Genomic DNA, 13,407 nt, shown 5'->3' with positions numbered 1-13,407 from the left:
GTTCGCGAAGGTTTCAGCCGATTTGGATGGAAGCGCCGTATTCTGTCGGAATGGGGCGGTAAAGCGGATTTTTATGCCATGCCAACATGAACAACGGCCGTCTGAAATTTTTCAGACGGCCTTGTGTGGAAATCGGGACGCATGGTCTGGAGCAGGATTTGCGCTAAGTATGGCGTGCAAATCGTATAGATAAAAAAATAACCGCTTCAAGGCGGTTGGTGGTGGCCAGAGGCGGAATCGAACCGCCGACACACGGATTTTCAATCCGTTGCTCTACCAACTGAGCTATCTGGCCTTCGCGTATTTCGTTGCGAGATGTGAATTAAACCAAATTTCGTTGTCTTGTGCAAGCGTTTGCAGGCTTTATTTTTGAGGCGGTAAATTAAGATTTTGTTTTGTATTGAATTATTTTTTCGTTTTAATTGGCGGTTTTTAGGTTTACCGGTTTGATTTTCAGACGGCCTAAGATACAATCGGCTTTTTTGCTTTGGATTTATGCCATGCTGTATGTGTTTGTTCGTGATATGTGGGATGTTTTGCGTTTGCGCTATCGTTCGCCGGAGACGTATTTGTATTCGCCTTTGGTGATGGCGGCGGTGTTGCTGCTGTTGGGTGTGGTGAACGCGGCCAGCATGTCGCCTTTGTTTGGCAGTGGCGCGGCGGCGGTGTGCCTGTCGGTGATTTTGGTGATTGTGAAATGGTTGGTGTTGAGCCGCTCGATGCGCAAGGTGCTGCATTATTACGGTGCGCCCCGGCTGCCTTTGTGGGGCTTTATTTTGGTGTCTGAGGCTTTGCTGCTGCCGCTGTTGCTGGTGTTGTATGTGCCGGCGTTGGCTGCGTTTGCGCTGCTGTGGCAGGCTTGGGTTTTTGTGGTGCAGGTACGCGGTTTGATGTGGATGGGGAATGCGACGGTGGGCCGTGTTTTGGTGGGTTATCTGTTGTATGGTATCGGCGTGCTGTGCATGGGTACGGTGATTCTGATGCTGTTTATTGCCGCCGGTTGGTTGGACATGGAAACGTTGAATCAAAACCTGCAGACGTTGACGTCTGCCCGTAAATAATCAATGGAAATTGGAAGGCCGTCTGAACATTTCAGACGGCCTTTGTTTTATGCGTTTGTTTCGTGGTCTTGCAGGATTTTTTGATAGACGGGGTCGGGGAGGTAGCGGCCTATCATGTCGCGCCAGCCTTGTGGACCGACCAAGCCTTTGACCATGGTGGAGGACACTTCGGCTATTTCGCGCGGCGGCATCAGGAATATGGTGGAAATTTCGGGGGCGATGTCGCTGTTGATGTAGCGCATCGAGCGTTCGTATTCGTAGTCGGCGGCGGAACGGATGCCGCGGACGATGAAATTGGCGTTGGCTTCGCGGGCGTAATCGACCAAAAAGCGGTTTTCAAACACGCTAATGCGGACGTTGGGGAAGGGGTGGGTAATGGCATCGAGCATGGCGCGGCGTTCTTCTATGGTGTAGGTGCTGCGCTTTTCGGGATTGGTGCCGATGGCGACGATGAGTTCGTCAAAGAGGGATTGGGCTTCCTGTATCATCCACAGATGGCCGAGGGTGGGAGGGTCGAAGCTGCCTGCGTACACGGCACGGCGCGGAGTGGTCGTGGTCATTTTGAGTTGGGAATGGGGTTTGTGTGGCATTCAGGATAGGGGAGTTTGCCGGTGATGTCAAAAATCAAAAAGGCCGTCTGAAATTTCAGACGGCCTTTGCAGCTTTATCAGTCGTCACCACTAATAGAGATGAGGATTCTCAAGAGGCTGCTGAAGATGTTGTAGATGGAGATGAAGATGGTCAGCGCCGCGCTGATGTGGCTGTCTTCGCCGCCGTCAATAACGGCACGCACCTGCCACATAATCATCAGGGAACTGAAGACAACGAAGCCGGCCGCGATGGTCAGGCTCAGGGCAGGGATGTTGAGGAAGATGTTGGCCACAACGGCAATCATGAGCACGATGGCACCGGCACCGAGGAAGCTGCCGAGTTTGTTCATGTTCATTGTGGTACGGCGTGCCATGGCGGACATGGTGAAGAATACACCGGCGGTCATGGCGGCGGCCGTACCGACGATTTGCGCGCCGTTGTTAATAGACAGGGTGTATTGCAACATAGGGCTGATGGCAAGGCCCATGCCGAAAGTGAAGATTATCAACAGGGCTACGCCGACGTTGCTGTAACGGTTTTTCTCAATCAGGAAGGTCATGCCGTAGAAAAAGCCGAAGAAGGCGGCCAGGGCAACATAGTATGAACCGAACATGGCGAAAATGTTAAAGCCTGTTTTGGCGGAAAAGAACGCGCCGGCAATGGCAGGAATGAAAGACAGGCCGAGCAGGCGGTAGGTTTTTTGCAGGACGGTATTTTTGGCAACCGAGCCTTGCGAGGTATAGTCGTAAACGTCGTTTTGCATGGCGTTTGCTCCAATGTGGATTGAAAATGAATGAAATTTGGATTTTAACAGAGAATCATGGGTTTGTATGATTTATCTGTTCTATTTGCCTAATATGCGGGGCAATCGGGAATTTTAAAGGCCGTCTGAAAATCGGGTTTCAGACGGCCTTGGTTTTTTCAATGCTTATTTAGGCTCTTGCGGAACATAGCCTTGTACGGCGTCTGCGCCGTCGCCGAAGAAGTATTGTTCCATCTGCTGGGCGAGGTATTCGCGTGCGCGCGGATCGGCAAGGCTTAGGCGGTTTTCGTTGATGAGCATGGTTTGGTGACGGGTCCAAGCCATCCATGCTTCTTGGGAAACGTTTTCAAAAATGCGTTTGCCCAATTCGTTGGGCAGCGGCGGAAATTTCATGCCTTCGGCTTCTTTGCCGAGTTTGACGCAGTGAACCATACGGGTCATGGCGGTTTCCTTATGTAGGGTTGCAAAGGTTGGTATTTTAGCCGATTGCACGGATAGGGGAAAGCGTGGGTTTCAGACGGCCTGAAACCTTGCTATGATGGTCTTTTCTGTTTATTCAGGCAAAGATTATGAACCGCCTCGATACTGCCCGCCGTTATTCCCTTTTTCTCGCCCGCAACCTTGATTCAGGCAAACTCAAGCCCGAAATTTTCCTGCCTATGTTGGACAAAGTTTTGACCGAAGCTGATTTTCAAGCCTTTGCTGACTGGGACAAAATCCGCGCGGAAGAAAATGAGGAAGAATTGGCGCGGCAGTTGCGCGAGTTGCGCCGTTATGTGGTGTCGCAGATTATCGTGCGCGATATCAACCGCATCAGCGATTTGAACGAAGTGACCCGTACGATTACGCTGTTTGCCGATTTTGCCGTCAATACTGCGCTGGATTTCGCCTACGCTTATTATCGGGATATGTACGGCACGCCGATCGGGCGTTATACCAAATCGCCGCAGCATTTGAGCGTGGTGGCGATGGGTAAGGCGGGCGGCTATGAGTTGAACGTGTCTTCCGACATCGATTTGATTTTCATCTATCCCGAATCGGGCGACACCGACGGCAGGCGCGAACGCGGCAATCAAGAGTTTTTCACCAAAGTCGGGCAGAAACTGATTGCGCTGCTGAACGACATTACCGCCGACGGGCAGGTGTTCCGCGTCGATATGCGGCTGCGGCCGGACGGCGATTCGGGCGCGCTGGTGTTGAGTGAAACCGCGCTGGAACAATATTTGATTACGCAAGGGCGCGAATGGGAACGCTATGCGTGGTGCAAAGGCCGCGTGGTTACGCCGTATCCGAACGACATCAAAGCGCTGGTACGCCCCTTTGTGTTCCGCAAATATCTGGATTACAGCGCGTATGAAGCGATGCGCAACTTGCACCGCCAAATCCGCAGCGAAGTTAGCAAAAAAGGCATGGCGGACAACATCAAACTCGGCGCAGGCGGCATCCGTGAAGTTGAATTTATCGCCCAGATTTTCCAGATGATACGTGGCGGCCAAATGCGCGCGCTGCAACTGAAAGGCACGCAGGAAACGCTGAAGAAACTTGCCGAGCTGGGCATCATGCCGTCTGAAAACGTCGAAACCCTGCTTGCCGCCTACCGCTTCCTGCGCGACGTTGAACACCGCCTGCAATACTGGGACGACCAGCAAACCCAAACCCTGCCTGCCTTGCCCGAACAGCAACAACTGCTCGCCGAAAGCATGGGTTTCGACAGCTACGCCGCCTTTTCAGACGGCCTCAACATTCACCGCACCAAGGTCAATCAGTTGTTCAACGAAATCTTGAGCGAACCCGAAGAACAAACGCAAAGCAACAGCGAATGGCAGTGGGCATGGCAGGAAAAACCCGACGAAGAAGAGCGGCTAGGCCGTCTGAAAGAACACGGGTTTGATGCCGAAACTATCGCCGCAAGGCTCGACCAAATCCGGCACGGCCATAAATACCGCCACCTTTCCGCCCACGCCCAGCCGCGTTTTGACGCCATCGTGCCGCTGTTCGTACAGGCAGCGGCAGAGCAACCCAACCCGACCGATACGCTGATGCGGCTGTTTGACTTCCTCGAAAACATCAGCCGCCGTTCCGCCTATCTCGCCTTCCTCAACGAACATCCGCAAACCCTGGCGCACCTAGCACAAATCATGAGCCAAAGCTCATGGGCGGCGGCGTATCTGAGCAAATATCCGATTCTGCTGGACGAACTCATCAGCGCCCAGCTTTTGGATACCGCGTTCGACTGGCAAGCCCTTGCCGCCTCGCTTTCAAACGACCTCAAAGCCTGCGGCGGCGATACCGAAGCGCAAATGGACACGCTGCGCCATTTCCAACACGCCCAAGTCTTCCGCCTCGCCGTTCAAGACCTTGCCGGATTGTGGACGGTTGAATCACTTTCCGACCAGCTCTCCGCTCTTGCCGACACCATTCTCGCCGCCGCCGTGCCGTGCGCGTGGGCAGATATGCCCAAAAAACACCGTGATACGCCGCAATTCGCCATCATCGGCTACGGCAAACTGGGCGGTAAAGAGCTCAGCTATTCCTCCGACCTCGACTTGGTCTATCTTTACAACGATCCGCATCCCGATGCAGGCGACGTGTACAGCCGCCTTGCCCGCCGCCTGACCAACTGGCTTTCCGCCGCCACCGGTGCAGGCAGCCTTTACGAAACCGACCTGCGCCTGCGCCCCAACGGCGACGCCGGCTTCCTCGCCCACAGCATCGCCGCCTTTGAAAAATACCAGTGCGAAAACGCCTGGACATGGGAACATCAATCCCTTACCCGCGCCCGTTTTATCTGCGGTACGCCTGATGTTCAGACGGCCTTTGACCGTATCCGCACCGAAATGCTGACTGCCGAACGCGACCAAACCGTTTTAGCAGGCGAAATCATCGAAATGCGCGAAAAAATGTTCCCCACCCATCCGCCGACCGACAGCAACGTCAAATACGCGCGCGGCGGTGTGGTTGATGTTGAATTTATTGTCCAATATCTGATACTTGCCCATGCCCGCCAGTATCCGCAACTCTTGGACAACTACGGAAACATCGCCCTGCTGAACATCGCTGCCGATTGCGGCCTCATCGACAAAACCCTCGCTGAACAAAGCCGCACCGCCTACCGCTTCTACCGCCAGCAGCAACACAACACCAAACTGCGCGACGCCAAAAAAACCGAAGTGACGGACGAATTGCTGACCCACTATGGCAACGTGCGAAAACTATGGCAGGAAGTATTCGGGGTGGAAGTGAAGTTCGGATAAGTAGCAATTTATTCGATTAAGGCATACTTTCGGACATAAAGTAGGTACTGTTTTGCCGAAGATATAAAAAAGGCCGTCTGAAATTTTTCAGACGGCCTTTTATGGTATTTATTCTTCTTCCTGTTCTGCTTCTGTCTCTTCAGGTTTTTCAAGGAAGTTGCCTGCCAACCACAGTAAAGCGCCACTACCTGTAATGCCTGCTTTAATCCATAGGGCGGTATCTTCGCCCCATTCGTAAATCCAGGCCAAGACTTTGGGGACGGCGTTCATATAATTCAAACCGAATGCCAATACGCCGAGGATAAATAAAGTACTGCCCAAGCTTTTCATCATTATTCCTTATAAAATCAAATGGGTGCATCAAAGCCAATCAGCAGGTGCAATGATGTTGAGTGAATGTAAATATGTCAAAAGATGGCATTATAGTAGGTTTTATGTAAGGAAGATATTTTTATAAAAGCTGATTGGCAGTCTGAGGCGATGGGTAACTGCTTGCAGAGGGAGGGATTCCGTCTGTTTGTTTATAAATTATCGGCTTGATCTGGGCAATCATGATATGCAAAAACTTTTCTCATTTTCTGTCGATATTGTGATACAGCAAAACAAGTTCTAAAATATGCTGCTTATTTATATATTAAAAACAAGGAGAAACTGATGTCTAAGGTTGCGGTACTCGGTGGCGGTCTGTCGGGCCGTCTGATGGCGTTCCAGCTGGTAGAGCAGGGTATTTCGGTCGAGTTGTTTGAGAAAGGCGAACGCAACGGCGAACAAGCCGCCGCTTATGTTGCCGCGGCCATGTTGGCGCCGTCTGCCGAAGCGGTGGAGGCAACGCCCGAAGTCATCCGTTTGGGCAAACAAAGCATCGCGCTTTGGCGTGCGATTGTCGGCCGTCTGAATACGCCGGTGATGATGCAGGAAAACGGCAGCCTGATTGTCTGGCACACGCAGGACAAGCCGCTTTCTGCCGAGTTTGCCCGTCATTTGAAGCGCGGCGGCGTGGCGGAACATGAAACCATACATTGGAACGCGGATGAAATCGCAGCAAACGAGCCGCAACTGGCAGGGCGGTTTTCAGACGGCCTGTATCTGCCGACAGAAGGGCAGTTGGACGGACGGCAGGTATTGAATGCGCTTGCCGATGCTTTGGAATCAATGAATGTAGCGTGTCATTGGTCGTGCGAACGCGAAGTCGAAGATTTGGCGGCGCAATACGATTGGGTCATCGACTGCCGCGGTTATGGCGCAAAAGCAGTGTGGAACAGGCCGTCTGAAAGTGTTTTGCGCGGCGTTCGCGGCGAAGTGGCACGCGTTTACGCCCCCGAAATCGAGCTTTCCCGCCCCGTGCGCCTGCTGCATCCACGCTATCCTTTGTATATTGCGCCGAAGGAAAACCATATTTTTGTGATTGGTGCGACCCAAATCGAAAGCGAAAGCCAAGCGCCGGCCAGTGTGCGTTCCGGTTTGGAACTTTTATCTGCTCTGTATGCCGTGCATCCGGCATTTGGCGAGGCGAACCTTTTGGAACTGGCCACCGGCCTGCGCCCGACGTTAAACCACCACAATCCCGAAATCCGCTTCAACCGCGAACGCCGCCTGATTGAAGTCAACGGTCTGTTCCGCCACGGCTTTATGATTTCCCCGGCCGTTACCGGCGCGGCCGTGCGTTTGGCCGGTGCGCTGTTTGCCGGAAGCGACATTCCCGAATACGACGAAACCAGCGGTTTGCCATATATCCGCACCGCAAATTAAAGCCGTTGCGGACGAAGTTGCTTGAAAATCGGGCAAATTGTTTGTGAAAGACAGCCACAGGCCGTCTGAAAATGATAAAATCGCCGTCAATTCAATTAACCTTGCGTCTGAAAACCGCATGATGCCGTTTTCAGACGCTAAACCAATTTCCTATTTAATGATAAGCACATGACAACCCAAACCCTTTTAATCGAACTTCTCACTGAAGAACTCCCGCCAAAAGCCCTCAATAATTTGGGCAACCATTTTGCCGCTTCCGTTGTCGAAGGCTTGGAAAAAGCGCAACTGATTGACGGCGCAGCCGAATACACTGCCTACGCTTCTCCGCGCCGTTTGGCCGTTCAAGTCAAAAACGTGAAGGCCGTTCAAGCCGATCAAAAAATCGTGAAAAAAGGCCCGGCCGTGGCGAATGCTATGAAAGACGGTACGCCGACTAAGGCTTTGGAAGGTTTTGCGCGCGGTGCGGGTGCGAAAATCGAAGACCTGACCATTATCAACGACGGCAAGCAAGACGTGTATGCCTACGAATACGTCCAAACCGGCAAACCGCTGGGCGAGCTTTTGGAAGACATCATCAATGCCGCAGTGAAGAAACTGCCGATTCCTAAAGTCATGCGTTGGGGCAGCAGCACATTTACCTTCGTTCGCCCTGTACACAGCCTGATCGTGTTGCACGGCAGCGACATCGTAAACGTCAGCGTTTTGGGTCTGCAAAGCGGCAACAAAACATTGGGTCACCGCTTCCTCTCCAGTGGCGAAATCGCCATCGAAAATGCCGACAGCTACGCCGCACAAATGCGCGAGCAAGGCAAAGTAGAAGCATCGTTTGCCGAACGCAAAGCCGCCATTCAGACGGCCTTGAACGAGCAGGCAGGCCGTCTGAATGCGACCGTTGCCGCCGATGAAGCATTGTTGGACGAAGTGACCGCATTGGTCGAATGGCCTGTGGTATTGGAAGCCGGTTTTGAAGAACACTTCCTCGCTGTGCCTCAAGAATGTTTGATTCTGACCATGCAGCAAAACCAAAAATATTTCCCGCTGCTTGACCAAAACGGCAAGCTGATGAACCGCTTCCTGCTGGTGTCCAACCTGCAAACCGAAGACCCGTCACACATCATCCAAGGCAACGAGCGCGTTTTGCGCGCGCGCCTGTCTGATGCCGAGTTCTTCTACAAACAAGACCAAAAAGCGACTTTGGAAAGCCGCCTGCTGAAATTGTCCAGCGTGGTTTACCACAACAAAATCGGTTCGCAAGCCGAGCGCATCGAACGCTTGCAAAGCATCGCCGCACACATCGCCAAAGCATTGGGCGCGGATACTGCTGCAGCCGAACGCGCCGCACGTTTGGCCAAAGCCGACTTGGTGACCGAAATGGTCGGCGAGTTCCCTGAATTGCAAGGCACGATGGGCAAATACTATGCCCGTTTGGACGGCGAAACCGAAGAAATCGCCGAAGCCATCGAGCAACACTACCAACCGCGTTTTGCCGGCGACAACCTGCCGAACGGCAAAGTGGCAACCGCCGTTGCGCTGGCCGACAAACTGGAAACCTTGGTCGGCATTTGGGGCATCGGTCTGATTCCGACCGGCGACAAAGACCCATACGCCCTGCGCCGCTCCGCATTGGGTATTTTGCGTATGCTGATGCAGTATGGTTTGGACGTAAACGAACTGATTCAGATGGCCTTTGACAGCTTCCCCAAAGGTTTGCTTAACGAGAAAACGCCGTCTGAAACTGCCGACTTCATGCAGGCGCGTTTGGCCGTGTTGCTGCAAAACGATTATCCGCAAGACATCGTTGCCGCCGTATTGGCGAAACAGCCGCGCCGTTTGGACGACGTAGTGGCCAAACTGCAGGCCGTTGCCGCGTTCAAACAGCTGCCCGAAGCCGCCGCATTGGCCGCAGCCAACAAACGCGTGCAAAACCTGCTGAAAAAAGCCGATGCCGAGTTGGGCGCGGTTGACGAAAGCCTGCTGCAACAAGACGAAGAAAAAGCCCTGTATGCCGCCGCGCAAGGTTTGCAGCCGAAAATTGCCGCCGCCGTTGCCGAAGGCAATTTCCAAACCGCCTTGTCCGAACTGGCTTCCGTCAAGCCGCAAGTCGACGCATTCTTCGACGGCGTGATGGTAATGGCCGAAGATGCCGCCGTGAAGCAAAACCGTTTGAACCTGCTGAACCGCTTGGCAGAACAAATGAACGCAGTTGCCGACATTGCGCTCTTGAGCGAATAAGGCCGCGTTTCAGTTGACCCACTTTTCAGGCTGCCCGATGATTCAGGCAGCCTGAAGTTTTTCGGGCGTATCCCTTATATGGCGTTCAAGGGTATAATTCAGCAGATTTGTCAGGCAGGCAAATCGCGCACATCAAACAATTTCCCACATTCAAGAGGCAGATTATGAATATTCCAGCCATCCGAACCGCACTCGATGCCGTGTTGATTCCCACTACAATACGCACTTTGGGCAGCGAAAAAGCCGTTTCGCTTCTGGAAGAGCATTCAGACGGCCTGCATATCGGCCTGAAATTCGCGTTCCCAGTTGCCCATATTGCCGCAGACATTGCCAACGCCCTCCAAGAAGCCGTCATGGCCCATACCGGCGACACGCATATCCACTTAAGTATCGATACCGAAATCGGTACGCACAAAGTCCAACCCGGCGTGGCGACCATCAAAGGCGTGAAAAATATTATTGCCGTTGCATCCGGTAAAGGCGGTGTCGGCAAATCAACGACCACTGCCAACCTTGCCACCGCAATGGCCAGAATGGGCGCGCGCGTCGGCGTACTCGATGCCGACCTGTACGGCCCAAGCCAGCCCACCATGCTCGGAGTACAAGATCGCAAACCCGACCAACAAAACAAAAAACTCATTCCCGTTGAAGCCGAAAGCGGCATTCAAGTGATGTCCATCGGTTTTCTGGTCGATACCGACCAAGCCGTTGTTTGGCGAGGCCCGATGGTCAGCCAAGCCTTGCAACAACTTATGTTCCAAAGCGAATGGGACAATGTCGATTATCTCTTCATCGACCTGCCGCCCGGTACTGGCGATATCCAATTGACCCTGTCGCAAAAAATCCCCGTAACCGGCTCTGTTGTCGTCACCACGCCGCAAGACATCGCCCTGATTGATGCACGCAAAGCCGTGGATATGTTCAACAAAGTCAATATCCCGATTTTGGGCGTTTTGGAAAACATGTCTGTCCATATCTGCTCCAACTGCGGCCATGCCGAAGCAATCTTCGGCGCAGAAGGCGGCAAAAACTTGGCAGAGCGTTTGAATGTACCGTTGCTCGGTCAACTTCCATTAAGCCTGCCTGTACGCGAAGCCATGGACAGCGGCACATCTTCGGCCTTGTTTGAAAACAACCAAACCATCGCCGACATCTACACCGAAGCCGCATTCCAAATCGCGCTGGCCATTGCTGATAAAGGCAAAGACTTCAGCAGCCGCTTCCCGAAAATCGTCGTCGAATAAAAAAGTTTAAAAAAGGTGTTGACAGCTGTGGGTCTGATCTCTATAATGCACAGCTTGTCGGGTCGTTAGCTCAGTCGGTAGAGCAGCGGACTTTTAATCCGTTGGTCGAGCGTTCGAATCGCTCACGACCCACCAAATATAAAAACCTGCTTTGAAAAAAGCAGGTTTTTTTACGTTTGGATTTTAGGATTTTGTTGAAAATATTTTGTTATTGAAACAATCCATAGCACATCAAGCATCAGGCCGTCTGAAAATATCTTTCAGACGGCCTGAAGTTTTATAGGAATGGTTTTGAGAAATAAGTTTGTCTACCTAGGGCAGACAAACGTTTAAAACCTAACCTGCGTCTGCAACTGCCTACGATAAACCAATACGGCAGCAGTCAGTGTGGCAAAAGAGAATGCTGACAGTAGAAGCAGATAACGGCCGATTCCGTCCAGTCCGCTGCGGTTGAGCAGTAATTCCTGAAAAGCCTTCAAGCCCCATGCCATTGGGGAAATCCAAGTGAGTTGCTGCATGGTTTCGGGCATGACGTGTGCAGGCACCATAATGCCGCCGATTGCCGCCATCAGGATGATGCCGCCGCCGCCGAGGACGACGGCGTGTTCGGTGGATTTGGCGCAGACGCTGATTAATAGCGCGTAGCCGAGTGCGGCGGCACTGACGGCAGCGGACAGCAACGCGTAGGGAACAAGGCTGCCGTTGAGTATGAGGGCGGGTACGCCGATTTCGGGCAGCAGGTAGCGGCCGAGCAGCAGCATTCCGACAAACTGAAGCTGGTTAATCAGGAAATAGGGGACAAGTTTCGCAGCAATCAGGCCGGATGCGGAGGCGCGGGCGAGGCGCAGGCGGGTAATGGTGTTGGTCTGGCGTTCCAGTGCCATGACGTTCGACAGCGGTATCATAATGAAAAACATGCCGAAAATCAGCCATGCGGGAACGCTGTGCTGTACGGCGTTGGGTTTTTCCACTGTGCCGTTGCCTGCGCTCAGATAGTGTTCTTCCAGCATTTTTTTATCTAAAAAGCTGCGCACGGCGGCGAATTGTTCGTCGTTTTTTTCATCCACTTTTTTCTGGATGTCTTTGCGGATGGAACGAGGCAGTTTTTTATTGTCGATTTTGATGCCGTCATTGTTGTCGAAATAGGCGTCCAGCCGCGTTTCGGTGTAGTGCTGCTGCAAAACGCCTTTGACAGCCGCCAGCCATGAAGGCTCGGTATCGGGCGGTACATAGATTTGCAGGGCTTTGTCGTCGGCGATTTTGCCGGAAGTGGGGTTCGGGTTGTGCAGCACCAGTTGGAAACGTTTGTCGTGCAGGCCGTTTTGCGCGTCGGTTAGTTTTTCAGACGGCATCAGTGTGACATGGATTTGTTCTTTCTCCAGCGCGGCGGCCAGCGCGGTATTGATACTGTCGTTTGCTATGCCAACCAGCGCGATACGGCTGTCGGTGTGCGGGTCTTGGTCGCGGCTTAGCGCCAACGACATAATCAGCATGAAGGCGATGGGCATCACAAACAACACGGCCAAACCGTGCAGGTCGCGGCAGAGCAGTTTGAGTTCTTTGAGGAGGGAGGAAATCGTCATTGTGGATTTTGCTTATCTGTTGCCGGTTCGTCTTTGCGCAGGAAATCAAGGTAAAACGTTTCCAGCGAACCGTGTCCCTGCTGGAAGTAGCGGATTTGTGCGCCGCTTTGTTGCAGGGCAGCGTAAACGGCGGCGGCATCGTGCGTCGTTTCCATCATGCCGCGGCTGTCCACTTGCTTTGCACCCAAAGCGGCCAGCGTCTGAGGCAGCAGCGGCGGTTCGACGGTAAAACGCACGACACCGGTTTGCGTGCCTAGAAGCTCGTCCAAACCGCCGTGGTACACCAGCTTGCCATGTTGCAGCAGCGCGATTTTGTCGCAAAGCTGCTCGATTTCCGACAGATAGTGCGAGGTATAAACTACCGTTACCCCCTGACGCGTCAAATCCGCCACGCTGTCGAGGATAAAGCGGCGCGACTGCGGGTCGATGCCGACCGTAATTTCGTCGAGAAACACCAATTGCGGCGTATTAATCAGGCCGATGGCAAAATTCAGACGGCGTTTAAGCCCACCCGAAAGATGCTTCGCTGCTTTGTTTTTGTGGGCGGTCAGGTCGGTCTGTTCCAACAGCGCGTTCAGACGGCTTTTGTCGTGCACTTTGTAAAGCGAGGCGAAAAACAGCAGGTTGTCCCACACAGAAAGCTGCGGATAAAACGCAAAATCCTGCGGCACCAAACCGATTTTCTGCCGTTCGCTGCGGCTCAACAGGCGCAACGGCTTGCCGTCAAACAAAATTTCGCCCTGCCGTACTTCCTGCAAGCCGGCCAAAAGCGACATCAGCGTCGTTTTCCCCGCACCGTTGTGGCCGAGCAGTCCCAAACATTCGCCGTCGGCAATATCGAACGACACATTGTCCAGCGCGGCAGTTTCAGCTTTGGGATAACGGTGGGAGAGGGATTGGATTTGAATCATGGTTTCAGACGACCTTTTT

11 protein-coding genes and 2 tRNA genes are annotated in these 13,407 nt (G+C 53.0%); 6 read left to right on the top strand and 7 right to left on the bottom strand.

All coding sequences use genetic code 11. The annotated features are described in order from the left end of the window. Window positions 1-219 precede the first annotated feature (219 nt). A tRNA-Phe gene (locus tag CYJ98_RS07960) sits at window positions 220-295 on the bottom strand. Between the two features lie 205 nt (window positions 296-500). Here CYJ98_RS07960 and CYJ98_RS07955 point away from each other — a divergent pair. Then, a complete protein-coding gene (locus tag CYJ98_RS07955; RefSeq protein ID WP_101756067.1) occupies window positions 501-1,061 on the top strand; it encodes a hypothetical protein in 561 nt (186 codons plus the stop codon). Between the two features lie 47 nt (window positions 1,062-1,108). Here CYJ98_RS07955 and coaD read toward each other — a convergent pair whose 3' ends face one another. The 3 genes from coaD to CYJ98_RS07940 all read right to left on the bottom strand — a co-directional run bounded on the left by coaD (window position 1,109) and on the right by CYJ98_RS07940 (window position 2,856). Next, on the bottom strand, window positions 1,109-1,621 hold the full coding sequence (coaD, locus tag CYJ98_RS07950; protein WP_101756102.1) for a pantetheine-phosphate adenylyltransferase: 513 nt from the start codon (window positions 1,619-1,621) through the stop codon (window positions 1,109-1,111). A gap of 107 nt (window positions 1,622-1,728) precedes the next feature. Further along, window positions 1,729-2,415 carry a Bax inhibitor-1 family protein gene (locus tag CYJ98_RS07945; RefSeq protein WP_101756066.1) on the bottom strand — a complete coding sequence of 229 codons (687 nt, stop codon included), beginning with the start codon at window positions 2,413-2,415 and terminating at the stop codon, window positions 1,729-1,731. A gap of 165 nt (window positions 2,416-2,580) precedes the next feature. Beyond that, window positions 2,581-2,856, bottom strand: a complete 276-nt coding sequence (locus tag CYJ98_RS07940; RefSeq protein WP_003682648.1) for an oxidative damage protection protein — start codon at window positions 2,854-2,856, stop codon at window positions 2,581-2,583. Between the two features lie 128 nt (window positions 2,857-2,984). Here CYJ98_RS07940 and glnE point away from each other — a divergent pair, with 128 nt between their 5' ends. Continuing rightward, on the top strand, window positions 2,985-5,669 hold the full coding sequence (gene glnE / locus CYJ98_RS07935; protein ID WP_101756065.1) for a bifunctional [glutamate--ammonia ligase]-adenylyl-L-tyrosine phosphorylase/[glutamate--ammonia-ligase] adenylyltransferase: 2,685 nt from the start codon (window positions 2,985-2,987) through the stop codon (window positions 5,667-5,669). A gap of 108 nt (window positions 5,670-5,777) precedes the next feature. On the opposite strand, the gene CYJ98_RS07930 is transcribed toward glnE, so the two are convergent. Beyond that, the gene (locus CYJ98_RS07930; protein ID WP_101756064.1) at window positions 5,778-5,999 is read right to left on the bottom strand and encodes a cell division protein; all 222 of its coding nucleotides are present in this window, start codon (window positions 5,997-5,999) and stop codon (window positions 5,778-5,780) included. Between the two features lie 324 nt (window positions 6,000-6,323). On the opposite strand from CYJ98_RS07930, the gene CYJ98_RS07925 reads away from it, so the two are divergent. The 4 genes from CYJ98_RS07925 to CYJ98_RS07910 all read left to right on the top strand — a co-directional run bounded on the left by CYJ98_RS07925 (window position 6,324) and on the right by CYJ98_RS07910 (window position 11,029). Beyond that, complete coding sequence (locus tag CYJ98_RS07925; RefSeq protein ID WP_101756063.1) at window positions 6,324-7,418, top strand: FAD-dependent oxidoreductase; 1,095 nt, start codon at window positions 6,324-6,326, stop codon at window positions 7,416-7,418. A gap of 168 nt (window positions 7,419-7,586) precedes the next feature. Then, window positions 7,587-9,650: a glycine--tRNA ligase subunit beta gene (gene glyS / locus CYJ98_RS07920; RefSeq protein ID WP_101756062.1), complete on the top strand. Its 2,064-nt coding sequence runs from the start codon at window positions 7,587-7,589 to the stop codon at window positions 9,648-9,650. 164 nt (window positions 9,651-9,814) lie between these two features. Further along, window positions 9,815-10,894 carry an iron-sulfur cluster carrier protein ApbC gene (gene apbC, locus CYJ98_RS07915; RefSeq protein WP_049351619.1) on the top strand — a complete coding sequence of 360 codons (1,080 nt, stop codon included), beginning with the start codon at window positions 9,815-9,817 and terminating at the stop codon, window positions 10,892-10,894. A 59-nt stretch (window positions 10,895-10,953) separates the two neighbouring features. Then, window positions 10,954-11,029, top strand: a tRNA-Lys gene (locus CYJ98_RS07910). 194 nt (window positions 11,030-11,223) lie between these two features. Here CYJ98_RS07910 and CYJ98_RS07905 read toward each other — a convergent pair. Both CYJ98_RS07905 and CYJ98_RS07900 read right to left on the bottom strand, forming a co-directional pair. After that, entirely contained in the window at window positions 11,224-12,477 is a 1,254-nt protein-coding gene (locus CYJ98_RS07905; protein WP_101756061.1) for an ABC transporter permease, read from the bottom strand. Then, on the bottom strand, window positions 12,474-13,388 hold the full coding sequence (locus tag CYJ98_RS07900) for an ABC transporter ATP-binding protein (RefSeq protein WP_101756060.1): 915 nt from the start codon (window positions 13,386-13,388) through the stop codon (window positions 12,474-12,476). Before CYJ98_RS07900 ends, CYJ98_RS07905 begins: the two co-directional genes overlap by 4 nt. Window positions 13,389-13,407: the final 19 nt, after the last annotated feature.

The sequence above is a fragment of the Neisseria perflava genome (assembly GCF_002863305.2).
GTDB classification, from domain to species: Bacteria; Pseudomonadota; Gammaproteobacteria; order Burkholderiales; family Neisseriaceae; genus Neisseria; species Neisseria perflava_A.
Note: the sequence above shows the minus strand (reverse complement) of the source record. Positions and strands in the feature narration are given on the sequence as shown.

What these genes read in the sequence shown, in the direction of transcription:
- CYJ98_RS07955 (WP_101756067.1), top strand. Translation starts at nt 501, where the DNA reads ATGCTGTATGTGTTTGTTCGTGATATGTGGGATGTTTTGCGTTTGCGC.
- coaD (WP_101756102.1), bottom strand. Translation starts at nt 1,621, where the DNA reads ATGACCACGACCACTCCGCGCCGTGCCGTGTACGCAGGCAGCTTCGAC.
- CYJ98_RS07945 (WP_101756066.1), bottom strand. Translation starts at nt 2,415, where the DNA reads ATGCAAAACGACGTTTACGACTATACCTCGCAAGGCTCGGTTGCCAAA.
- CYJ98_RS07940 (WP_003682648.1), bottom strand. Translation starts at nt 2,856, where the DNA reads ATGACCCGTATGGTTCACTGCGTCAAACTCGGCAAAGAAGCCGAAGGC.
- glnE (WP_101756065.1), top strand. Translation starts at nt 2,985, where the DNA reads ATGAACCGCCTCGATACTGCCCGCCGTTATTCCCTTTTTCTCGCCCGC.
- CYJ98_RS07930 (WP_101756064.1), bottom strand. Translation starts at nt 5,999, where the DNA reads ATGAAAAGCTTGGGCAGTACTTTATTTATCCTCGGCGTATTGGCATTC.
- CYJ98_RS07925 (WP_101756063.1), top strand. Translation starts at nt 6,324, where the DNA reads ATGTCTAAGGTTGCGGTACTCGGTGGCGGTCTGTCGGGCCGTCTGATG.
- glyS (WP_101756062.1), top strand. Translation starts at nt 7,587, where the DNA reads ATGACAACCCAAACCCTTTTAATCGAACTTCTCACTGAAGAACTCCCG.
- apbC (WP_049351619.1), top strand. Translation starts at nt 9,815, where the DNA reads ATGAATATTCCAGCCATCCGAACCGCACTCGATGCCGTGTTGATTCCC.
- CYJ98_RS07905 (WP_101756061.1), bottom strand. Translation starts at nt 12,477, where the DNA reads ATGACGATTTCCTCCCTCCTCAAAGAACTCAAACTGCTCTGCCGCGAC.
- CYJ98_RS07900 (WP_101756060.1), bottom strand. Translation starts at nt 13,388, where the DNA reads ATGATTCAAATCCAATCCCTCTCCCACCGTTATCCCAAAGCTGAAACT.